This is a genomic window from Paraburkholderia podalyriae (assembly GCF_014397785.1).
GTDB classification, from domain to species: Bacteria; Pseudomonadota; Gammaproteobacteria; order Burkholderiales; family Burkholderiaceae; genus Paraburkholderia; species Paraburkholderia podalyriae.
Genome location: NZ_VZQQ01000004.1, coordinates 179,540 through 202,516, shown reverse-complemented (window position 1 = coordinate 202,516; position 22,977 = coordinate 179,540). Strand labels below are relative to the sequence as shown.

Genomic DNA, 22,977 nt, shown 5'->3' with positions numbered 1-22,977 from the left:
CATGCTCGGGACGGCTCCGGCGCGATTGCTCGCATCCGTCATGCTGCTCGGGCTCGGCGGGTGCCTGCTCGGCCCCAACTACGTGCGCCCCGCGGTGGACGTGCCGGCCACCTATCGCTTCGCCCAGGGCGAGGCTGCGGGCATCGCCAACACCGCGTGGTGGGAGCAGTTTCAGGACCCGGTGCTCGATCAGCTGATCGCCACCGCGCTGCAGGACAATCGCGACGTGAAGGTCGCGGCCGCGCGGGTCGACGAGTTTAGGGGGCAGTTCGTGACCACGCGTTCCGCGCTGTTCCCACAACTGTCGGCAGGCGCCGACGCGTCGCGTCAACGCGTCTCGCAGGAGCAAGGCGTGCCGCTGCCCAACGGCGTGAGCCCCATCTACAACCAGTTCAACGCGTCGCTGTCGGTGGCTTGGGAAATCGATCTGTTCGGCAAGGTGCGCCGGGAAACCGAGGCGGCGCGCGCGAATCTGCTCGCGAGCGAAGAGGGCCGCCGCGCCACGATTCTGACACTGGTCGGCTCGGTTGCTTCGGCCTACATCAATCTGCGCAGTCTGGACCGGCAGCTCGACATCGCGAAGGAGACCGTGGAAAGCCGCGCGGAATCGGTGCGCGTTTTCGAGGCTCGCTTCCACGGCGGCGAGGTCTCGCAGATGGAGCTCGCGCAGAGCCAGTCGGAGTATCAAGCCGCCCGGGTCACGGTGCCGCAGATCGAAGCGCAGATCGCCCAGCAGGAAGACGCGCTGTCGGTATTGATCGGCAAGAATCCCGGCGCGATTCTGCGCGGCCGTGAACTGGCGCAGATGGGCACGCCTCAGATTCCCGAGGGGCTGCCGTCCGATCTGCTCGAACGCCGTCCCGACCTGCTGGAGGCCGAGCAGGCGTTGGTCGCGCAAAACGCGCTGATCGGCGCGGCGCGTGCGCTGTACTTCCCGTCCATCTCGCTGACGGGGCTTTTCGGTTCCGTCAGCACGCAGTTCTCGAATCTGTTCACCGGGCCCGCACGGGTGTGGTCATTTGCCGGCAGCGTCGCGCAGCCGATCTTCACGGCCGGCAACATCACCGGCCAGGTGCACCAGGCCGAAGCGCGCCAGCAGGAAGCGCTGTACTCGTACGAAAAGTCGATCCAGGTGGCGTTCCAGGAGGTCGAGGACGCGCTCGTGTCCGTGCAGAAGACGCATCAGGCACTCGATGCGCAAAACCTCCAGGTCGAGGCGCTGCACACCTACGCGCACCTCGCGCGGCAGCGTTACGAAGGCGGTTATACGAGCTACATCGAAGTGCTCGATGCGGAGCGGAGTCTCTTCAACGCGCAACTCACCTATACGCAAACCCAGGGCGCGGTGCTGACCGCGTTCGTCACGCTCTACAAGGCGATGGGCGGAGGCTGGGTGCTCGAGGCGGAAAAACTGACGGTGCCGCCGCCCGCAGAGCAAACGCCGACGGCGATGGCACCGGTCTCGCAGAACGCGCCCGCGCCGGCAGGACTTTCGGCCGCAGTGGAGGCGAGATGACGCACAACGAACTCATCGCCTGCGAAGAGTGCGACCTGCTTCAGCTCGGCGCGCCGCCCGCCGCCGGCAATGCGTTACGCTGCCAGCGTTGCCGCGCGGAGCTCAGACGAGGACGCTCGAACGGGCCCGAGTATGCGCTCGCCTTCACGTGCGCGTGCGCGGTGCTGCTCGTGATCTCGAACCTGTTTCCGATCGTCGGTCTGTCGCTGAACGGCCATATCGTGCAGACCACGCTCGCGGGCTCGGTGCGCATGCTGTACATCTACGGCACGTGGCCGCTCGCCATCCTGGTCGGCGTGACGACGATCGTCACGCCGGTGCTGCAGACCGTGGCGATGCTCTGGCTGCTGCTGCCGCTGCGCTTCGGGCGCTTGCCGTGGAGCGCGGCCAACGGCTTTCGTCTATTTCAGTTCGCGCGGCCGTGGGGCATGACCGAGGTGCTGATCCTCGGTCTGCTGGTCGCGCTCGTCAAGCTCGCGCATATCGCGAGGGTGGTGCCGGGCACCGCGCTGTGGTCGTTCATCGCGCTGATGCTGCTGCTCGCGGCCGCGTCGGCGACGTTCGATCCGCGCGAGGTGTGGGGGCGCATCACCGAGAGGGGCGGCGCCCGAGCATTTAAATTGCCGCCGCTGCGCTTGCGCCGCAACGCCATTACGGCCTCCGCCTACGAACTGGTGCTGTGCGAAGAATGCGGCCTGCTGGCCAGGCAGCCCGGCGGCGCTGGCAAGCATGTCTGTCCGCGCTGCAAGGCGCCGTTGCATCAGCGCAAGCCCGCCAGCCTGTCGCGGACCTGGGCGTATCTGATCGCCGCGATGGTGCTCTACATTCCGGCGAACGTGCTGCCCGTGATGCACACGAGCTCGCTGTTCGGCTCGCAGAAGGACACGATCATGAGCGGCGTGGTCTATCTGTGGGTGTCCGGCTCGTGGCTGCTTGCGCTGCTCGTGTTCATCGCGAGCATCGTCGTGCCGATGCTGAAGATTCTCGGCCTCGCGTATCTCGTGTTGTCGACGCAGCTTCATTCGCAATGGCTGCCGGGTCAGCGCACGCGGATCTATCGCATGATCGAGCTGATCGGGCGATGGTCGATGCTCGATATCTACGTGATCACGATGCTGGTCGCGCTGGTGCAGTTCCAGGCGCTGGCGACGATCACGGCCGGGCCGGCGGCGATCGCGTTCGGCGCGGTCGTGGTGCTGACGCTGCTCGCCGCGATGTCGTTCGATCCGCGCCTGATGTGGGACGCATTGGAGACAAACCGTGTCCACTCCGAATGAAGATCCCGATCTGCCTGCGGCGGAGCCGGTGCCGCGCTCGCGCTTGCGGATGCAACTGGTCTGGCTCGTGCCGATCGTCGCGATACTGATCGGCGGTTGGCTGGCAGTGAAGGCGGTAATGGAGCGCGGCGAGCAGATCAGCATCAGCTTCAAGACGGGCGACGGTCTCGAAGCGGGCAAGACGAAGCTCAAGTTCAAGGACGTCGATATCGGCGTGGTCGAAGCGGTCTCGCTGTCGCCGGACCACAAGCGCGTGGTGGCCAAGGCCGAGGTGACGCGCGACGTGTCGGACCTACTCGTCGACAACACCCACTTCTGGGTCGTGCGTCCGCGCATTTCGGGCGGCACGGTGTCGGGGCTCAGCACGCTGCTGTCGGGCTCGTATATCGACGTCGACGTCGGCAATTCGGACAAAGCGCGCCGCAGTTTCGTCGGCCTCGAGGAGCCGCCCGTGATCGCGAGCGACGTGCCGGGGCACGAGTACACGTTGCATGGAGTCGGACTCGGCTCGCTCGACGTGGGTACGCCCGTGTTCTTCCGCCGGCTCCAGGTGGGCCAGGTGGCGTCGTACCAGTTGGACCCCGACGGCCGCGGCGTCACGGTGAAGGTTTTCGTCAATGCGCCGTACGACCGGTTCGTGAGAACCGATACGCGCTTCTGGCACGCGAGCGGTATCGACGTGGCGTTCGACAGCAATGGCTTGCGCGTCGAATCGCAGTCGATCGTGTCGATCATCATCGGCGGCATCGCGTTCGAATCGCCGCCGGATTCGCAGGTCGTGACGGCCGCCGATGCCGCCACCCCGTTCGACCTGTACACCACGCGCGCCGACGCAATGAAGGTGCACGATCGCATCGTCGACAAATACGCGGTGAATTTCACGGATTCGGTACGCGGCTTGACGGTCGGCGCACCGGTCGATTTTCGCGGCGTCGTGATCGGCGAAGTGACGGCGATCTATACGCGCTTCGATCCGGTCACCCGCCGGTTCAGCATTCCCGTCGAGATCAATATCTATCCGGAGCGCTTCACGTCGCGCTATCAGAACGACGGCGCCGGCGGACGGATCACCGACAACCCGCGCAGTCTCGCCAACTACCTCGTCGAGCACGGCTTCCGCTTCCAGTTGAGAAGCGGCAATCCGCTGACCGGCCAGCTCTATCTCGCGCTGGACTATTTCGCCGACGTGCCGAAGGCGTCGATCGACTGGAGCAAGACGCCGCCCGAAATGCCCGCGACTCCGCGCACGCTGCAATCGCTGCAGGACTCGGTCACGCGTCTGCTCGCCAAGGTCAACGACATACCGTTCGGGGACATCGGCAAGGACGCGCGCTCGACGCTGCGCACGACCAACGCGATGCTCGCGGAGCTCAACACGCAAGTCGTGCCGAAAGCGCGCGACACGCTGCTGTCCGCGCAGTCCACGCTCGATTCCGCGAATGCCGCGCTGCAGCCGGACTCGTCGCTGCAGCAATCGACGGAAGACGCGATGCGCGAATTGACGCGCACCGCGGCCTCGCTGCGCACGCTGGCCGATTATCTGTCGCGGCATCCGGAATCGCTCGTGCGCGGCAAGTCGGAGGACCAGAAGCCATGAGATATGCGATGGCCCGCTTTATGGGCCGCCTGACGGCCGGCCTGATTCTCGCGCTCGTCGGCGCTTTGCTGGGCGCCTGCAAGTCGCCAACGACCAACTTCTACACGCTCAGCCCCGACGAGTCGCTGACCAGCACCGGCGCGAGCCCGCCCATCGCGGCGGTGATCGGTCCGGTCACGATACCCGACGTGGTGGACCGGCCGCAGATCGTCACGCGGATCGGCAACAACGAGGTCGAGGTCAACGAATTCGACCGCTGGGCGCAGCCGCTGAACGGCGGCATTGGCCGCGCGATCGCGGCCGACCTCGGCGCGCTGCTGAACTCGCAGCAGATTTCGGTGTTCGATGCGGTACGCGATCCTTCCGCGGTCTGGCACGTGCGGGTCGACGTGATGCGCTTCGAGTCCGTGCCGGGGCGCGACGTCACCGTCGACGTGCTATGGGCCGTGCGCCCGCCGGGCAACGGCCGCGCCGTCACCGGCCGGTCGGTCGCGCGCGAGACCGTGTCCGGTCCGGGTTTCGAGCCGATCATCGCCGCTCACGATCGCGCGCTCGCCTCGGTGAGTCGAGACATCGCCGCCGCGGTGCAAGCGAACCCGGCTCATTGACGCGTCGGACCGGGTCGCGGGCATACGACTTTGGTCCGATTGCCAGAGGCCGGGGCCGACTCCACGATTCAATCGATGCACGGCGCGCTCCCGAGCGACGATCGTGTAGCGCACCTTTCAGGAGTCGCCCGATGGACGCTGAAACGTTGTTGTCACATAGCCAGGACATTGCCGCGAAAATCACCCACGTGCTGCAAAAGCGCACGCAAATCGCCCAGCGGCATCTGAACGAGCGGGTCACCGACACGCTGGGGTTCGATCACAATGACAGCGTCCCGGCAAGCGTCGCGGCCACGCTGTTCGACCCGTTCAACGCATGGCAATACACCGTGGACGCCGCGCAGCGCTCGCTGCTCTTCTGGGACACGCTGTACCGGCGCGGCAACGAGTTCGTCGAACGCAGCGTCAGCGGTCCCAAGCCGGTACTGCATTTCGACTACGACATGCTGCTCGATGGCCGCACGTTCGAGCGGCCGGTCAACTATGCGCTGCTGCAACTTCGTCCGCTCGAAGGCGTGGGCGTCGACGTGCGCAAACGTCCGTATCTGATCATCGATCCGCGCGCCGGGCACGGCCCCGGCATCGGCGGCTTCAAGGACGATTCGCAGGCGGGCGTCGCGCTGCGCGCGGGCTACCCCGTCTACTTCGTGGTGTTCTTTCGTGATCCCGAGCCCGGTCAGACTCTGCTCGACGTGTGCAGCGCCGAGCAGCTATTCGTGCGCAAGGTACGCGCGCTGCATCCCGACAGTCCGAAGCCCGCGATCATCGGCAATTGCCAGGGCGGCTGGGCGGCGATGATGCTCGCCAGTTCCGATCCCGAAGAGACCGGCCCGATCGTCATCAACGGCGCACCGATGTCGTACTGGAGCGCGGCCTGGAGCGAAGGCGAGGGCGACAACCCGATGCGCTACGCGGGCGGCATGATGGGCGGCGCGTGGCTCGCGTCGTACGCGGCGGATCTCGGCAACGGCAAGTTCGACGGCGCGTATCTGGTGGAGAACTTCGAAAACCTTAACCCCGCCAACACGTTCTGGGACAAGTACTACCACCTGTTCTCGAACATCGACACCGAGCCGCCCCGCTTTCTGGAATTCGAGCGCTGGTGGGGCAGCTACTACCTGATGAATCGCGAGGAGATCGAATGGATCACGCGCAACCTGTTCGTCGGCAACAAGCTGTGGTCGGGCGGAGTAGCGGATAGCAGCGGCCAGACTTTCGATCTGCGTGAGATCCGCTCGCCGATCATCCTGTTCGCGTCGATGGGCGACAACATCACGCCGCCTCAACAGGCGTTCAACTGGGTGGCGGACCTGTATGGCAGCACCGAGGAGATCAAGTCGCGCGGCCAGGTGATCGTCGGTCTGACGCACGAAAACATCGGGCATCTGGGCATCTTCGTGTCCGGGAAAGTCGCGAAGAAGGAGCACAAGCAGATTGTCTCCGTACTCGAGACCATCGAAACGTTTCCGCCGGGCCTTTACGGCATGACCATCAGCGAGGCCAGGAACGCGGCCGGGGAGATCGAATACGCAGTCGAATTTCATGAGCGGCGGCTCGAGGAAATAGCCGCGCATCTGAACCGCTTCGGCCGCATCGACGAAAAGCCGTTCGAAGCAGTCGCGGCGGTGTCCAATCTGAATCAGCGCATGTATGAACTGCTCGCGCAGCCGTTCGTGCAGGCGATGTCGAACGAAACGAGCGCCCGCATGCTGCGCCAGTTTCATCCGCTGCGCTGGCAGCGCTGGGCCGTGTCCGCGATGAACCCGTGGCTTGGCTGGCTGCCGGCGGCCGCACAAGCCGTTCGTGACAATCGCCAGCGGACCGCCGCCGATAATCCGTGGAGCAAGCTCGAACACAACGGCTCGCAAATGATCAGCGCGTCCCTCGACTATTACCGCGCGATGCGCGACGCGGCGACCGAGGCCAGCTTCTTCAGCGTGTACGCGAATCTGTATGCGACGTATCTCAGCAAGCCGTCCGCGGACAGCACGCCCGCGCAAGCCGGCGCGATCGATCCGCGCGAGCTGCCGTTCGTGCGTACGGCGCTCAAGGCGATCGGCGACGGCGGCTACACGGAGGCGCTGGCGCGCGCGGCGTTCCTGTTGTCGCAGAAGGGCGCGTCGTTGCCGCTCGCGCGCTTCGAGCTGCGCAAGGAGATCGCCGAAAGTTACGCGGAGTACCTGCCGGACATCAGCCCCGATCACTGGCGGCGCATCCGGGGCGAGCAGGAAATCATCGTCAGCTTCGAACCGGATGAGGCGATTGCCACGCTGCCGAAGCTGCTTTCCCACAGCGAGGACCGCGAGCGCTTTCTGCAACTGCTCGACAAGCTGGTGAGCGACGAGCGCGTGCTGAACTCCGCGCCCGACGCCGCGCAAAAGGACGCATACGAACGCATCCGCGCGGTGCTGGGTCCGCGCGTGAGCCGCAAGCGCGACGCGCGTTTGCCCGACCGCACTCGCGCGTGAGCGACCGGCGCGATGCGCGGCCGGACGTGAACGCGCCACAAGCGTAAGCACGGCGCGCCGCGCGGCGCGAACCCAACCCGCCGTACACAAGAGGAATACGTCGATGGAAAAGCACGCGAAGTATCAGCGGCTGATCGAATTCAGCCAGACACTGCCGGCATTGCCGACAGCGGTCGCGCATCCATGCGACCCGAGTTCGCTCAACGGCGCGGTCGAAGCGGCCGGGATGCGACTGATCGCGCCGCTGCTGGTCGGGCCGCGCGCGCGCATCGAAGCGATTGCCGCGGAGCACGAGATCGACATATCGGACTTCACGATCGTCGATGCGCCGCATAGCCATGCCGCTGCCGCCATGGCCGTGCAACTGGTGCGCGAAGGCAAGGCGGAGGCCCTGATGAAAGGCAGCCTGCATACGGACGAGCTGATGGCCGAAGTGATTCGCCGCGAGGGGGGCCTGCGCACCGAGCGGCGCGTCAGCCATTGCTTCGTGATGGACGTGCCCGCCTACGAGAACGCGCTGATCATCACCGACGCCGCGATCAACATCGCGCCGACGCTCGAAGAGAAGGTCGACATCCTGCAGAACGCGATCGACCTCGGGCACGCGCTGAAGCTGGACGAAGTGCGCGTGGCGATCCTGTCGGCGACCGAGAGCGTCAATCCGAAGATTCCATCGACGGTGGAAGCGGCTGCGCTGTGCAAGATGGTGGATCGCGGCCAGATTACCGGCGCGCTCGTCGACGGTCCGCTCGCGCTCGACAACGCGATCAGCCTCGAAGCCATGCGCATCAAGCGCATCGAGTCGCGGGTTGCCGGACGCGCCAATGTATTGATGGTGCCGGACCTTGAAGCGGGCAACATGCTCGCGAAGAGCCTGTCGTTTCTCGCCGGCGCGGACGCGGCGGGTATCGTGCTCGGCGCGCGCGTGCCGATCATTCTGACGAGCCGCGCGGATTCGCTGACGACGCGTCTCGCGTCGTGCGCGGTCGCCGCGCTGGTGGCGAAGGCGCGGCGCGAGGCCGGCAAGGTGCTGGGGTGACGTCATGGCGGATGTGATCCTCGTATTGAACGCCGGGTCGTCGAGCCTCAAGTTCAGCGCCTTCGACGCGCAACACGCGCAACTCGAACTGATTCTGCGCGGCCAGATCGAAGCGCTCTACACGAGCCCGCGGTTTCGCGCGACCGATCGCGACGGCGAGGCCAGCTCGCACGAATGGGGCGATGGCTACCAGCTCGGTCATCAGGGCGCGATCGAATATCTGGGCGGTTTTTTACGCGACCACGGCGGCGGCGAGCAGCTCAAGGCGGTCGGGCATCGCGTCGTGCACGGCGGGCAGCACTTTGCCGGGCCGGTCGTCGTGACCTCCGACGTGCTCGATGAGCTGGAGAGCCTGAGCCCACTCGCGCCGCTCCATCAGCCGCATAACCTGAAACCGATTCGCATCCTCGCGCAGTTGCGTCCCGAGCTTGCCCAGGTCGCGTGCTTCGACACCACGTTTCATCGCACGCAGACCGAGACCGCGCAGGCCTATGCGCTGCCCGCGTCGATTACTGGGCGCGGCGTGCGGCGCTACGGCTTTCACGGGCTGTCGTACGAATACATCGCGAGCGTGCTGCCGCAGATCGCGCCGGCCGCGGCGGGCGGACGCACCGTCGTCGCGCATCTGGGCAACGGCGCGAGTATGTGCGCGATGGTCGCGGGCAAGAGTGTGGCCAGCACGATGGGCTTCACGGCGGTGGAAGGCCTGCCGATGGGCACGCGTTGCGGCACCCTCGACCCCGGCGTGATTCTGTATCTGCTCGACGAGTTGCAGATGGATTCGCGGGCGATCGCGGACCTGCTCTACAAAGGCTCGGGATTGCTCGGTATGTCGGGCCTCTCGGGCGACATGCGCGCACTGCTCGACAGCGCCGACCCGCGCGCGCGCTTTGCCATCGACGTGTACACCTACCGTATCGGGCGCGAACTCGGCAGTCTCGCCGCGGCGATGCAAGGTCTCGACGCACTGGTGCTGACGGCTGGCATCGGCGAACACGCCGTCGCGATCCGCGAGCGCATCGTGCGCGATGCGGCGTGGCTCGGGGCCGAACTCGACGACGCGGCCAATCGGGCGGGCGGCCCGCTGATCAGCCGCGCTTCGAGCAAGCTGCCGGTCTGGGTCGTGCCCACCAACGAGGAACTGATGATCGCCCGCCATACGCTCGCTTTCGTCGCATAGAGGAGTTTCACCATGTCTGTCGAGCAATCGCGTTTGATTCTGGAAGGAACAAAGGCTCTCGTGACCGGCGTCGCCAACGAAGCTTCGATTGCCTATGGTTGTGCGAAGGCGTTTCACGAACTCGGCGCGAGCGTTGCGCTCACCTATGCGAACGACAAGGCGCTGCCGCATGTGGAACCGATTGCGAAAGCACTCGATGCCGAGATCTTCATGCCGCTCGACGTAACGGGCGAGGACGCGATGGAGGCCGTTTTCGATCGGATCGAGAAGACCTGGGGGCGCCTCGATATTCTCGTTCACGCGATTGCCTGGGCGCCGAAAGCGGATCTGCATGGCGGACTGCTGCGATCGTCGCGCGAAGGCTTCCTGAGCGCGATGGACATCTCCTGTCATTCGTTCGTGCGGATGGCGCGCCTTGCCGCGCCGCTGATGAAAGACGGCGGCACCATGCTGACGATGAGCTATTACGGCGCGAACAAGGTCGTGCCGAACTACAACTTGATGGGCCCCGTCAAGGCGGCGCTCGAAGCCTGCGCACGCTATCTCGCGTTCGAGCTGGGGCCGAACGGCATCCGCGTGCACGCGATATCTCCCGGGCCGCTGAAGACCCGCGCCGCTTCGGGCTTGAAGGATTTCGAGCTGCTGCTCAACGAAGCGGTGCAGCGCGCGCCGATCGGCGAACTGGCCGACATCATGGACGTCGGTTATAGCTGCGCGTTTCTGGCCACGCCGTATGCGCGGCGGCTTTCCGGTTCCACGTTGTATATCGACGGCGGACTGAACATCGTGGCATAGGGTATGTAAACAGACCCTAGGGAGTAAGCATCATGGCTGAATTGTTTCTTGGAAACGTCGAGGAAAGCGTCTCGGACGAAGAGATCGGCGAGTTCCTGATCCGGTACGGGTTCCCGCGCTTCAGCTCGATCCAGCGGGTGCACGGCACGGGCTCGAGGCCCGGCGCGGTGGTCGTGTTCGACGCCGTGAGCAGGGACGGACTGCGCGTGCTGCAAAACCGCGTCCATAACCTGTTCTGGAAAAACCACACGATCGTCGCGCAGCTGCTGCCGGAGCGCGACGAATCGTGACGGGCGACGGGAGCCGGGCATGGGTCTGCTGTCGCGGTGGCTGACGAAGCGCGCCGGGTCCGAAGCGAGCGACGATCCGCAGGCGAGGGCAATCGTCGAGCGAATCGTTGGACTCTGTCCGTCGTTGCGGCTCGCGCGCAATTACGCGTCGCGCCTGCTGCCCGCCGTGCAACACACAACCGCCTATCTGGTCCGGCTCGTCGACGAAGTGCCGCCCGCGCGCGAAGCGAACGCGGCGGCCTGGGCGTCGGACCCATACATCCACGCCTTTTTCGCCACGCCCGACGACGTGTGTCCGCCCTTTAACCGCTCGCACGAACTCAACGTATTTTTCAACGATCGTCCCGCTGCCGACGAAGCCTTCGCGGTGCTCGGCATGGCCATCGACGAGCGACATATTTTCGGTGTCGGGCAATACGGCGAGGCGACGCATACCGACATCGCGCAGACGACGATCAACTTCAGCGATCACCAGGTGCGCGTGTGCGGCGAATCCGAAGCCGCATTGCGACGGGAAATCGTGCTGCGGATCGTCGATCAGCTCGTGCTCGAAGGCATCGCCAAGATCGAGGCCGATACCTCGCGACAGGACGAACTGCAACGCGAAAAGGCGCTTCTGAAAACCCGCCTGACGATTCTCGAACGGCAGGGGGCGGGCGTGCGCTCGTTGCTCGGCAGCGACGCGCCGTCGAATTTCGCGGAAGTGGCGCGGCTGCAGGTGCAGATCGAGGAGAACGATCGCGCTCTGGCGCAGTTGGGCCTGAAGACCGAAGCGCTGGAGCGGCATCTCGATCTGGTTTGCGGCGTGCTGGCGGCGCCGGATGCACATTTCTATGTGCTGAAGAGCACGTTCCGGCTCGACCGGATGAACGTCGTCGTGGCAGAGGGGGATACGCGGCCCGCGCACGAAATCGAGTTTCGCCTTGCGCGTCTGCCGGCGAGTGCCAACGCGATACGGGTCTTCTCGACGGTGCGCTTTCGGCGCGGCGATTTCGCGCCGCCCCGCAGCACGTTGCAGCATGCGCATCGTCTGATCTGACGCGAGCCGTGCTTTGGTTCGCTCATGAAAGAGCCTTTCCGCTCCGATCGTCCGGCCCCGAAGCGAGGCTTGCGGCATGCGCGGCTTCCGCCAGACCGGCCGGATCGTCCGGCGCCGATACGCGGTTCGGTAGCGCGATCCATGCAAGCAGCAGATGGTAGGTGACGGCGAGAATGACCGGGCCGATGAAGAGGCCGACCGGCCCCACCGCGATCAGGCCGCCGAGCACGCCCGCGAGAATCAGCACCAGCGGCAGCGCGACGGCGCGGCGAATCAGTATCGGCCGCAGAACGTTGTCGAGCGCTGACACGCAGAGGGCCCAGACGAGCAGCACGATCGCCGTCAGCTGCGAGTCGTGCATGAAGAGCCAGATCACGCAGCCGAGCATTGGCAACAGCGGGCCCAGCTGCACGAGACACAAGACGAATACCAGCGCGCTCAACACCGCCGCGAACGGAATACCCGCGAGCCAGATGCCGGCCGCGCCGAGTGACGCCTGCACCAGTGCGGTCACGACGACGCCGAGTGCGATTGCGCGGATCGACTGTCCGGTCAGATGCACGATGCCCTTGCCGTTGTTCGGTGCAACCCGCAACGCCAGGGCGGTCACCAACTCGACCGCGGCCTCGCCCTTGGCGTACAACAGGCCGCACAGGATGATCATCAGAAGCAGATGCAACGCGAATGCGCCGACGAGCCCCATCTGAACCAGCAGCCATTTGGCGAGCACGGCGGCATAGGGCTCGATCCTCGCCAGCATGCCGCCCGGTCCCGCTTCGGACAGTCGTTGCCATTCGCGCGTGAAGTGCTCGGTCAACGGTATGCCGGTCAGCCAGCGCGGGGGCGACGGAAGCGAGTAGTCAGGCAGGCCTTTGACGAAGTCCATGATGTCGTCGGCATGATCGGCAAGCGTGGACACCGCGCCGTAGGTCGGAATGCAGATCACCACGACTTCGGCCAGCAGCATGATCATCACGGCGAGCCAGCGCCGGCCGCCGAGGTGCTGCTGGAGCTTGAGCATCAGCGGCCAGGTAGTGACGACGATCGTCGTGCCCCATATCAACGCGGGCACGAACGGATGCACGATGTAAAGGCTGCCGCCGATCAGCAACAGCAGCGCGCCGATGGCCAGCAGGATCTGCGCGAGATCGATCGTGGGCCGCAGCAATTGACGCGGCGCTTCAGGCCGCGGCTGCGGCTCCGGCTGCGGGGGGCGTTGGGCCGTGTCCGCCATTGTGTTTGCGGTTCCTCCCGAGTGGCTCGCTGAGCTGATCGGCAAGCTCACGCGCGCGGGCCAGGGCACGCCCGCTATTTGCTGGCGAGCGGCTCAACGGAGATGGCCACCGCCTCCGTATAGACCGCTTGCATCTGGTCGCCTTTTTTGATCCGCTTGAGCTGTTCGGGATCCTGCACGATCAGGTCCACCGTATTGCCTTGCGGGCCTTTCAGCCTGACCGCGCCGCTCTGGTGATCGACGGCGACCACGCTCGCCATGATGGTGACTTCGCGCGAGGCCGAGCCGCCGGGTTTCGCGCCCGCGGGCGTGCGATTGAGCATTTGCGTTTCGTTGGCGGTCAGCGGCGCGTTGCCTTTTTTCAGCGTGATGGTCAGAGCCTGCGAATACTCGGCTTTGACCACGTCGCCGACCCTGATCTGATCGAAGTTGCGGGCTTCCTCGCCGACCACGACCTGCACGACCTTGCCCTTCGGATCCTTGAGCCAGACGGTGCGGGTTTCCGGCTCGATGCCGACGACAGTCGACGTCGTTTTGACCGTGCCCGACATGCTCACTTTGCCGGGCTCGCTCTTGACCACGACCGGTGCTTCCGTCTGAGCGAACCCCGTATTCGCGAGACACACGAGCGCCGCCGCGATGATGAGTTTGCCGTTTGTCATGCTGCTCTCCTTGAACGCCGCGAATGGACGCGCGCTTGCGCGCTCATTGGACCGTGTAGCCCCGCCCGGACATGCACGCGGCGAATGCGCGATTGAACGTGTCCATCGAGCCCTGCGTTTGCGTCTGCGACTGTGCCGCGGCCGCGCGCCGGTTCTGCCGCGCGCGCGATCCGCCGACCATCGTGCCGGTCGCGGCGCCGATGGCGGCGCCCTTGCCGGCATCGCCCGCAATCGCGCCGATGACCGCGCCGCCGGCCGCGCCGCGCGCGGCGCCCTGCACGCGCTCGCCGCCTCCCACCGCGGGCCCGGAAGGCGGGGGCGGGGCATTGGCGACCGCGGTCGGGTCGACGCCGGTATTACTGCGCGCCCACGAATAGCACGCGCCTTCGTCCTGCTGCTGTTGCTGCTGGCTTTGACCTTTGGCCGGATAGGCAATCGGCCGCGATTGCGCCAGGCCTTCCAACGACAGCGACGCGGTCAACGCGGCGACAATGAAGTATTTCGTCGATTTATTCACGACAGCTCCTTGCGTGAGCACGCGCGGGTGCAAGTCGCCGGCTGCCTGTTCACTCAGGCGTGAGGGCGCAACCGGCACCCGTGAATGGAAACTCTGCTGGGACCGGTTGCCGCGCGGTGGTCGCGCAGCAATGGCAGGTTCGCTTTCATCATGGCGTCGCAGGCCTGTCGCGCGCAATGGGACCAAGGTCGTATTTGCAATCCCGTCCCTGGTTTCCAAACTGTATGCATGCAACAGGTGCATGTCGTTTCCATTGCTTCGGAGAACTGTCTGTCAAACATGGCGACTCAGGAATGCCGGGCAGCATGGCAAGCCGGGGGGCGCTGACGAAGCGCGAGGGGAAGCATCGATGGACCGCGATCCGCGTGCTCTTGCACGCATTATTCCGTTTGCAACGGTCGACAGTCGCGCGCGACGTGTCAGCCATGTGCTGGGCGCGGCGCTTCTCGCGTGCTGCGGCGCGTTCTGCGCTGTGTTGTCGCTGGCGCAGGCGCCGGCCGCGAACGCCCCTGCGAACGCCGCCCCGAACGCCCCCATTCCCGCGGCGACGCTCGACAAACTCGTCGGACCGATCGCGCTATATCCGGACGACCTGGTCGCGATCATCCTTCCCGCCTCCACTTATCCCGTCGAAATCGTCCAGGCCGACCGCTTTCTCGATCAGTACAAGACCAACAAGTCGTTGAAGCTCAACGACGCGTGGCACGATCCGGTGAAGGCGCTGCTGAATTACCCCGACATCGTCAAGAACATGAGCAACGATCTCGACTGGACCATCAATCTAGGCGAAGCCGTCGTTGCCGATCAGAGCTCGGTGCTCCAGGCGATTCAGCGCTTCCGGCGGCAAACGCAGTCGGCGGGGCATCTGAAATCCGACGACAAACAGGTCGTGGTCGTCGAGAAAGAAGTGATCAAGATCCAGCCGGCCGATCCGCAGGTGATCTACGTCCCGCAGTACAACCCGCAGACCGTCGTCGTGGCAAGTGCGCCCGTGACCTACGCCTACGCGCCCACGCCGTATCCGGCCTACTACTATCCGTACGCGCCCGGCGCCGCACTCGCGACGGGGCTGATCTGGGGCGCGGCGATTACCGCTGCGTGGAACGGCGGACACTATGAAACGAATTACGGAGGCGGCGGCAACAACAACATCAATATCAACCGCGAAAGAAACGTCGAACGTGGTGATAGAAATGTCGAGCGTGGTGATAGAAACGTCGAGCGCGGCAATATCAACACGGGCGACATCAACCGCGGCGGTGGTCGCGCGCAGGGAGGGGGCTCGTCAGCGTGGACCCCGGACAAGAAGCCGGGGCAGGTCAGCGGCGTCGCGGACCGCTCGGCGCGCACGCAACGGGTCGGCGATCCGCCCTCTCGCGGCGGCGGTGCAGGTGCAGGTGCAGGCGGCGGTCTCGCAGGCGGAAATCGTGGCGGTGCGGGCGGCGGCGCGGGCGCAAACTTCGCGGGCGGTGGCGGTGGCGCGGGCGGTGGTGGGGGCGCGAACTTCGCGGGCGCTGGCGGTGGCGCGGGCGCGCAAGGGCGGCCGCAGCCGAGCCAGCGTCCGGCGACGTCGGCGGGCACACGGGAAGCGAATCCGCGCGCGGCGCAGTCGCGCGGCGGCGACGCGTTCAGCGGCTACGGCTCGGCGCGCGACGCGCAGGCCAACAGCGCGCGCGGCGCGGCGAGCCGTCAATCGGCGCAAGGCGGCGGCGGATTTTCCGGCGGTGGCGGCGGACGCGGCGGCGGTGGTGGTTTCTCGCCGCGGGCCGGCGGTGGCGGTGGCGGCCGCGGCGGCGGCGGACGGCGATAAGGAGCAGCCATGAGCGGGCAGAGCATCCCCGGAAAGCGCGCACGCGACGATTTGCGGCGGCGTGTCGCGTCATCGCGCCGACTGTGCGCGATGGTGCTCGCGCTGTCGGTTCCGTTGGCCGCGTTCGCCGAAGGGCAGCGAACGTTCGCCACACCGGAAGACGCGGTCGCCGCGCTGTCCAGCGCACTGAAGACCGACGACGAAGCGGCGCTCGTCGCGATCTTCGGCGAAGCGCACAAAAGCCTCGTGGTTTCGCCCGATCAGGCGGAGAACGAGGCGAACTGGGCCAAGGCGAGCAAGGAGCTCGACGCCTATCATGTGCTCGACGACAGGGGACCGAACCGGCGGATTCTGCTGGTCGGCGACGAGGCGTGGCCCATGCCGGTGCCGATCGTGAAAGAGGGGAGCACGTGGCACTTCGCCACGGAGCAGGGCGAAGAAGAACTGATCAATCGACGGATCGGCTCCAACGAGCGCGAAGCGATCAAGGTGCTGCAGGCCTATATCGACGCGCAGCGCCAATACGCGTCGCAAGACCGAAACCACGACGGCCTGCTCGAATACGCGCAAAAACTGGCCAGCACGCCGGGCCGGCACGACGGCCTCTATTGGCACACCGACCAAAACAGCGACGAGGAGGAGAGTCCATTCGGCCCGCTCGTGGCCGCCAGCTCCGAATATCTGAAAGGCCACGCGGCGGGAGATCCCTACCGAGGCTACCAGTTCCGCATTCTGACGCGCCAGGGCAAGAGCGCGCCGGGCGGGGCGTTCAGCTATGTGATCAACGGGCACATGATCGCGGGCTTCGCGATGGTCGCTTATCCGGCGCACTACGGCACGAGCGGTGTGATGACCTTCGTGGTCAACAACAACGGCGTGATCTATCAGAAGGACCGTGGCGCGCATGCGCCGCCCGTGACCGAGTTCAATCCGGATCGCACGTGGCAGCGTGTCAAGGAACCGCTCTGAGCGGCTTCGGGGTGCGCTGAAGCCATGGCCGCAGAACGCGCCGGTGCTTCCGTCAAGTCAGCTTCCATACTCGAGGCGCTACGTTGAACAACCCTTCCAGCGTCACCGGCCGCTCGACGGCCGCGCCGCCCGTGCGTGGGTGGCGTGCCGCGTTTCCTCCCGCGCAGTGGCTGCGAAGCTATCGGCCTCGATGGCTCGTGAAGGACGCGGTCGCCGGCGTGACGCTCGCGGCCTATGGCATTCCGGTATCGCTCGCGTATGCGTCGCTCGCGGGCTTGCCGGCTCAATACGGCATCTACGGCTATCTGGCCGGCGGCGTCTGTTACGCGCTGTTCGGCTCGTCGCGCCAGCTCGCGATCGGCCCGACCTCGGCGATTTCGATGCTGGTCGGCGTGACGGTCGCGACGATGGCCGGCGGCGACCCGGCGCGCTGGGCTTCGATTTCGGCGCTCACGGCCGTGTTGATCGCCTGCATGTGTGTGATCGGCTGGCTGCTGCGGTTGAGCTCGCTCGTCAGCTTCATCAGCGAGACAATCCTGCTCGGCTTCAAGGCGGGCGCCGCGCTGACGATCGCGATGACCCAACTGCCGAAACTGTTCGGCGTAAAAGGCGGCGGCGAGTTTTTCTTCGAACGGATCGCCGTGCTGTGGGGGCAGCTTCCGCTCACCAACGTCAGCGTGCTCGGGTTCGGCCTCGTTTGCATCGCGTTGCTGCTGCTCGGCGAAAAATTTTTGCCGGGGCGTCCGGTGGCGCTCGTCGTCGTCGCTGCCTCGATCGTCGTGTTGTCGGTCACGCCGCTGGCCGACCGCGGATTCACGCTGGTGGGCGCGCTGCCGCGGGGCTTGCCTGAATTCCGTCTGCCAGGGCTGCGGTTGCGCGATGTCGACGGCATCGTCCCGCTCGCGTTCGCGTGTCTGCTGCTGGCCTATGTCGAGAGCGTTTCGGCCGCGCGCGCGCTTGCGCAGGCGCATGGTGACGAGATCGACGCCCGCCAGGAATTGCTGGGTCTCGGAGCGGCCAATCTGGCCGCGGGATTGTTCCAGGCCTATCCGGTCGCGGGCGGCCTTTCGCAATCGTCAGTGAATGACAAGGCCGGCGCGAAAAGTGCGCTTGCGCTGGTATTCGCGTCGCTCGCGATCGGATTCTGCCTGATGTTCCTCACCGGGCTGCTCGCGAATCTGCCCAACGTCGTGTTGGCGGCGATCGTGCTCGTGGCCGTGAAGGGCCTCGTCGATGTCGGTGAATTGCGTCATATGTGGCGTGTGAGCCGCTTCGAATTCGCGATTTCGATGGTGGCGTTCGCGGCGGTGTTGTTGTTGGGCATCCTGAAGGGCGTGATCGTCGCGGTGCTCGTGTCGATGCTGCTGATCATCCGCCGCGCCGCGCATCCGCATGTCGCGATGCTGGGGCGTATTCCCGGCACGCGCTATTTCTCGGATCTCGAACGTCATACCGAAAACGAAACGATTGCACATGTGCTGGCGGTGCGCGTCGAAGCGTCGTTGCTGTACTTCAACGTCGAGCACGTGCGCGAGACGATCTGGCGATTGATCCACGCCGCGCCCGAGCCTGTCCGGCTCGTGATCTGCGATCTGTCCGCGTCGCCGGTCGTCGATCTGGCGGGCGCGCGCATGCTCGAAGCGTTGCACGTCGCGCTTCAGGCCGCGGGCACCGCGATGAAGGTCGTCGGCGCCCACGCGGAGGTGCGCGACATGCTGCGCGCCGAGGGACTCGAAGTTCGTGTCGGCCACATCGGCCGGCGCGCTTCGGTGGCGGACGCCGTCGACGCGTTCCAGCAAAACGGCGATCTCGCGGACGACGCGAAGCGCAGATGACGCAGATGAAATCGAGGAGATACCCATGTCATGCCAATTTCGTTCCGGCTCCCGCGCGCTCACGCGGTGGCTCGCGGCGGCGCTGCTGGCCGGCCCCGTTTTGTGTCATGCATCGAACCTGAACTTTCTGAAGGACACGCCCATTACGTACATGCGCGACGCTGACCGTAAAGCGCTCAACAATGTGGCGCAAAAGGCACTCGACACAAAAAAGGATGGCGAATCGATCGAGTGGAGCAATGCGGGGACCGGCAATCCCGTTTCGATCACGGGCACGGTGACGCCGCGGGATACGACGCAGGACGGCGACCGAACCTGCCGGACCGTGACGCTCGTCGCGGTCGCGAAAGGGCAGACCCAGAGCTGGACGCCGGTCGCCTGCAAAACCGGCAATGGGCTGTGGAAAGTTCTCAGGAAATAAGGACGCGCGCGTAAGCAGTGCATCAATTTCGTCAGACCAAGGTCGTATTGTTTTGCCTCGCCGGAAGAACCATTGTATTCACCGGAAAAGACCGATTCCGGAGCTCGGCTGACCTCTGGAGAAAACCGGGCGGCCGCTATCCATTTACGACACACCCGCTCTCACGTCGGTGTCAACGGGCGAACCGCTCTCGCCGCAGTCACGGCGACGCTGCTAGTGGCCATTGCAATCGGACAGATGCGCATCACGGTGTCGCCGAACGTCAAATCGATCAGCTCGGAATGGACCGACGCCAATCCGATGCTGAACATGTCGTCGTTCGTCACGACGTGGGCCGAACCCGAAGCGGCGGAGACCGCGAAGCGCAACATCTTCAAGAACTATATCGACCATGACATGTACCCGCAGGCGTTCGCGATGGAATCGCTGATGGTCCAATGGCTGCATCACTTATGGAAAGGACCGAAAGGCGTCGAGCCGTATGGCACCGCGACGGTGGGTTCGTCGGAGGCCTGCATGCTGGCCGGTCTCGCGCACAAATGGAACTGGCGCAAGAACCGGGAAGCGCAAGGCAAGGACGGCAGCAAACCGAACATGGTGACGGACGGCAACGTGCAGATCGTATGGAAGAAATTCCTTCGCGATTTCGACGTCGAGCCGCGCATCGTGCCGTTGACGCCAGGCAACTACCGGTTGACGGCCGAACATCTGGACAAGTACGTGGATGAAAACACGATTGCCGTCGTGGCCATCGCGGGGCAAACCTTCACCGGCGAGGACGACGATATCCAGGGCATTCACGACTGGCTCGACGACTACGAGAAACGCACCGGGATTTCGACTCCGATGCATATCGACGGCGCATCGGAATGATTCGTCAATCCGTTCCTTTATCCCGACTACAAATGGGATTTCCGGCTGCCGCGCGTGCAGTCCATCAACGCATCGGGGCATAAATACGGGCTCGTGCCGCCGGGCCTCGGCTGGGTCGTGTTTCGCGAACGCAAAGTGTTCAGTGAAGAGTTGGTTTTCTACGTGAACTATCTGGGCGGCGAAATGCCGACTGCGACGTTGAACTTCAGCCGTAACGCGTTGCAGGTGGCCGTGCAGTACTACATGTTCCTCAGGCACGGGTTCGAAGGCTATCGAAGGATCATGCAGCACACGCTCGATAACGCGATCGCGTTGCGGGGCGTTCTCGTCGAAAGCGGATACTTCACGATGATGAACGGAACGCAGCCGGATTCCGGTCGTGGCCGTGACGCTCGACAGCAAGATCAAAAATTTCAACGAGTTCGACGTTTCGAACAAGGTGCGCGAAGAAGGCTGGGTGCTCTCGAAGCTCCACACGCGTCACGATGTGCATTCCCACGCGGACAAATGTTGACATTTCGCTGATCGTAGCGAAACCCTAAAATCATCCATCGCCCATTCCATACCCCTGTGGTCGCCTGCTAGCTTGGCAGCCCCAACAGCTACAGAGGAGTTCGGAATGTCGTATCAACAGAATTCGGACGGCGTGCGCGTCGTGCTCAGTGCGCCGCAACTGGCCGCGGTACTCTCCCGCCAGTCGATCAGCCCCACCGAGATGCTTTCCAACCGGCTATGGGGCGGTCTGCAGGTTGTCGGCGGGGTGCTGGAAGTAACCGTAATTCTGAAGTTTCAGGAATATAACAATATGCCGTACTACATATTAACCGCCCACGTCGGCTAAGGATAACCAATGTTATCAGAGCGCTACCCTAGAATGTACGAGCTTTTCGGCGCGTATTTCAATGAGGATTTTGATTTGTGGGGAAACACAATCCCTGAAATTGTCTCATGCTATAAAAATGATATCCCACTGGAATATCGAAAAGAAATAATTGATGAAATAAATTCGTTCATAAATGAACATCCGTCCGACCTGGATTCTGCGTTCGAAAGAGATTACGGTTCAGGGTTTGATCCTAATCTGTGGGGCCACACTACAGCCTCATTCCTTGACGAGCTGAAGCGCCTTCTGAGCGAGTAATCCACTGGTCGCCGCGCGAGGGTGGTTCGATGCCACCCGGCGCATGCACGCGCGGCGATGTTCGCGGAAAAGCTGGAACACAACGTGCGATGCAAGAGCAAGCTCAATTAGCTTGTCCGAGCGTTGCTCGTATTCGAGCTGGCGCAGCAGGGCAAGGAAATGCACAGCTGCTATCGGCCAACGCGGGCCGGCGCATTAGTGAGTCGTGAGCGACGGCGCGATAAGCGCCTGTTCCGTCTTTTCCTGCCCTACGTTCACACGTATCCCATACCGATGCCGGAAACCCGGGAACTTGTCTGGCTACACGTCGCCAACCGGCTTCGTATCCGCGATGCCGATGATTTATTTTTCGTGGCGACGGTAACTATGAATCTGATCGTTGCTGCTTTGGCATATGTGGCGATCATGAGGCTGTGGCGATACTATCGAAGGCGAGATGAGCACATGGAATGGTCAAGCCTTGTAGTGCGCGCACTGCGCGCCGTCCGCGAAATGCCTGCCATGTTGATGCATAATTTGTCCAGCGCTTCGCGGCTCATGCACAAGGCAAACACATGGAACACTCTTACGCTAACGACGATACCGGCAATCTGATCCTGCTCGAGCACGTGAACCTGAAGATTCCCAACCAGGTGCTTGCGACCGCCTTCTACGTCACCGGACTCGGGCTCACGCGCGATCCGTTCGTGATGACCGGTATCGACAATATGTGGATCAACATCGGCCGGTCGCAGATTCACCTGCCGCACGGGGCGGCGCAACGTCTGCGCGGCAGTGTCGGTCTTGTGGTGGGCGAACTCGAAGCGCTCGCGATGCGTCTGCGCTCGGTCGAGCCACTGCTCGCCGGCACTGCGTTCGGATGGACGGAGCGCGCCGGCAGCATCGAAGTGACCTGTCCGTGGGGCAACCGTTACGAGTGTCTCAATCCCTCCAGCCGATCCGCGTCGGACCGCTGGTCGGAAATCGATCTTGGCATCGCGTTCGTGAAGATCGATGTACCGGTCGGCAGCGCGTTGCCGATCGCGCGCTTCTACCGCGATATGTTCGATGCGACCGTCGACATCGAAGAGAAGCATCGATTGCACCGCGCGGTGATCGACATCGGCACGCATCAGCTGCTGCTGTATGCGGAAACGACCGAGCCCATTCCTGAATACGACGGACACCACATCGCCATTTACACCGCTGCTTTTTCGGAGCCGTTCAAGCGCCTCAACGCAAAAGGCCTCGTATATGGAGAAGTGCCACACCAATACCGATTTGCCGACCTCGTCGATCTGTCGTCCGGAGAGCGTTGCTTCAGGCTCGAGCACGAAGTGCGGAGCCTGCATCATCCGCTCTACGCGCGAGCGCTGGTGAACCGGAATCCGGAACAGACCAACCAGAACTATCTGAAGGGTGCCGATTCGCGCGGCGGCCGTTTCTGATGTCGCCCGGCGCACTGCTGGTGCACGCTGATCGATTCCCATTCCTTAACGATTTAATCTAGAAAATCCACACCACATGGCCTACCCTTAATCGAGCCGGTTTTCCGCGGACCCGTGCATCACTTCTCCCCACTCTGCGAAGCCGACCCATCCTGACAAAGCTAACAACGATTCGACGTCGTACGCATTTGTTGTCTGCGGGGGGTTGCGCCATCGTGCTCTTTCACGCTGTCGTCCGCGTGGTTCCATGTCGCACTCCTGCGCTGCAATTAATAGGAA

At 64.2% G+C, this 22,977-nt stretch carries 19 protein-coding genes and 3 pseudogenes; 19 read left to right on the top strand and 3 right to left on the bottom strand.

Features of this window, described 5'->3' with window-relative positions; all coding sequences use genetic code 11:
- Position 1 precedes the first annotated feature (1 nt).
- The 10 genes and pseudogenes from F6X42_RS06390 (at position 2) to F6X42_RS06345 (ending at position 11,809) form a co-directional block, all read left to right on the top strand.
- Complete coding sequence (locus F6X42_RS06390; protein WP_187633388.1) at positions 2-1,516, top strand: efflux transporter outer membrane subunit; 1,515 nt, start codon at positions 2-4, stop codon at positions 1,514-1,516.
- A complete protein-coding gene (locus tag F6X42_RS06385; RefSeq protein ID WP_187633387.1) occupies positions 1,513-2,793 on the top strand; it encodes a paraquat-inducible protein A in 1,281 nt (426 codons plus the stop codon). Before F6X42_RS06390 ends, F6X42_RS06385 begins: the two co-directional genes overlap by 4 nt.
- The gene (locus F6X42_RS06380; RefSeq protein ID WP_187633386.1) at positions 2,777-4,390 is read left to right on the top strand and encodes a PqiB family protein; all 1,614 of its coding nucleotides are present in this window, start codon (positions 2,777-2,779) and stop codon (positions 4,388-4,390) included. Before F6X42_RS06385 ends, F6X42_RS06380 begins: the two co-directional genes overlap by 17 nt.
- An 8-nt stretch (positions 4,391-4,398) precedes the next feature.
- Complete coding sequence (locus tag F6X42_RS06375; protein WP_246529981.1) at positions 4,399-4,998, top strand: PqiC family protein; 600 nt, start codon at positions 4,399-4,401, stop codon at positions 4,996-4,998.
- A gap of 131 nt (positions 4,999-5,129) precedes the next feature.
- Positions 5,130-7,466, top strand: a complete 2,337-nt coding sequence (locus tag F6X42_RS06370) for a DUF3141 domain-containing protein (protein ID WP_187633385.1) — start codon at positions 5,130-5,132, stop codon at positions 7,464-7,466.
- 34 nt (positions 7,467-7,500) lie between these two features.
- Positions 7,501-8,505: pseudogene (locus F6X42_RS06365) on the top strand (phosphate acetyltransferase); the annotation flags it as partial.
- Between the two features lie 4 nt (positions 8,506-8,509).
- The gene (locus tag F6X42_RS06360; protein ID WP_187633383.1) at positions 8,510-9,685 is read left to right on the top strand and encodes an acetate/propionate family kinase; all 1,176 of its coding nucleotides are present in this window, start codon (positions 8,510-8,512) and stop codon (positions 9,683-9,685) included.
- Between the two features lie 12 nt (positions 9,686-9,697).
- Positions 9,698-10,480, top strand: coding sequence for an enoyl-ACP reductase FabI (gene fabI, locus F6X42_RS06355; RefSeq protein WP_187633382.1), 783 nt, complete (start codon positions 9,698-9,700; stop codon positions 10,478-10,480).
- A gap of 32 nt (positions 10,481-10,512) precedes the next feature.
- The gene (locus F6X42_RS06350; protein ID WP_187633381.1) at positions 10,513-10,770 is read left to right on the top strand and encodes an RNA-binding protein; all 258 of its coding nucleotides are present in this window, start codon (positions 10,513-10,515) and stop codon (positions 10,768-10,770) included.
- A 19-nt stretch (positions 10,771-10,789) separates the two neighbouring features.
- Positions 10,790-11,809: a hypothetical protein gene (locus tag F6X42_RS06345; RefSeq protein WP_187633380.1), complete on the top strand. Its 1,020-nt coding sequence runs from the start codon at positions 10,790-10,792 to the stop codon at positions 11,807-11,809.
- Positions 11,810-11,831: 22 nt separating this feature from the next.
- Here F6X42_RS06345 and ydiK read toward each other — a convergent pair whose 3' ends face one another.
- The 3 genes from ydiK to F6X42_RS06330 all read right to left on the bottom strand — a co-directional run bounded on the left by ydiK (position 11,832) and on the right by F6X42_RS06330 (position 14,222).
- Positions 11,832-13,043: an AI-2E family transporter YdiK gene (gene ydiK / locus F6X42_RS06340; protein ID WP_187633379.1), complete on the bottom strand. Its 1,212-nt coding sequence runs from the start codon at positions 13,041-13,043 to the stop codon at positions 11,832-11,834.
- Positions 13,044-13,117: 74 nt separating this feature from the next.
- Complete coding sequence (locus tag F6X42_RS06335) at positions 13,118-13,705, bottom strand: hypothetical protein (protein WP_187633378.1); 588 nt, start codon at positions 13,703-13,705, stop codon at positions 13,118-13,120.
- A gap of 43 nt (positions 13,706-13,748) precedes the next feature.
- A complete protein-coding gene (locus tag F6X42_RS06330; protein WP_187633377.1) occupies positions 13,749-14,222 on the bottom strand; it encodes a glycine zipper family protein in 474 nt (157 codons plus the stop codon).
- 349 nt (positions 14,223-14,571) lie between these two features.
- On the opposite strand from F6X42_RS06330, the gene F6X42_RS06325 reads away from it, so the two are divergent.
- The 9 genes and pseudogenes from F6X42_RS06325 to F6X42_RS06285 all read left to right on the top strand — a co-directional run bounded on the left by F6X42_RS06325 (position 14,572) and on the right by F6X42_RS06285 (position 22,698).
- Entirely contained in the window at positions 14,572-16,032 is a 1,461-nt protein-coding gene (locus F6X42_RS06325) for a DUF3300 domain-containing protein (RefSeq protein ID WP_246529980.1), read from the top strand.
- Positions 16,033-16,041: 9 nt separating this feature from the next.
- Positions 16,042-17,001 carry a DUF2950 domain-containing protein gene (locus tag F6X42_RS06320; RefSeq protein WP_187633376.1) on the top strand — a complete coding sequence of 320 codons (960 nt, stop codon included), beginning with the start codon at positions 16,042-16,044 and terminating at the stop codon, positions 16,999-17,001.
- Between the two features lie 83 nt (positions 17,002-17,084).
- The gene (locus F6X42_RS06315) at positions 17,085-18,836 is read left to right on the top strand and encodes a SulP family inorganic anion transporter (protein ID WP_187633375.1); all 1,752 of its coding nucleotides are present in this window, start codon (positions 17,085-17,087) and stop codon (positions 18,834-18,836) included.
- A 25-nt stretch (positions 18,837-18,861) separates the two neighbouring features.
- The gene (locus tag F6X42_RS06310) at positions 18,862-19,257 is read left to right on the top strand and encodes an RT0821/Lpp0805 family surface protein (RefSeq protein WP_187633374.1); all 396 of its coding nucleotides are present in this window, start codon (positions 18,862-18,864) and stop codon (positions 19,255-19,257) included.
- A 210-nt stretch (positions 19,258-19,467) separates the two neighbouring features.
- Positions 19,468-20,626: pseudogene (gad, locus tag F6X42_RS06305) on the top strand (glutamate decarboxylase); the annotation flags it as partial.
- Positions 20,627-20,749: 123 nt separating this feature from the next.
- Positions 20,750-20,902: pseudogene (locus F6X42_RS06300) on the top strand (RNase A-like domain-containing protein); the annotation flags it as partial.
- A 78-nt stretch (positions 20,903-20,980) separates the two neighbouring features.
- Complete coding sequence (locus F6X42_RS06295) at positions 20,981-21,271, top strand: contact-dependent growth inhibition system immunity protein (RefSeq protein ID WP_187633373.1); 291 nt, start codon at positions 20,981-20,983, stop codon at positions 21,269-21,271.
- Between the two features lie 123 nt (positions 21,272-21,394).
- Positions 21,395-21,865: a hypothetical protein gene (locus tag F6X42_RS45555; RefSeq protein ID WP_312892504.1), complete on the top strand. Its 471-nt coding sequence runs from the start codon at positions 21,395-21,397 to the stop codon at positions 21,863-21,865.
- On the top strand, positions 21,826-22,698 hold the full coding sequence (locus tag F6X42_RS06285) for a glyoxalase/bleomycin resistance/dioxygenase family protein (RefSeq protein WP_187633372.1): 873 nt from the start codon (positions 21,826-21,828) through the stop codon (positions 22,696-22,698). The genes F6X42_RS45555 and F6X42_RS06285 overlap by 40 nt, the downstream gene beginning before the upstream one ends.
- Positions 22,699-22,977: the final 279 nt, after the last annotated feature.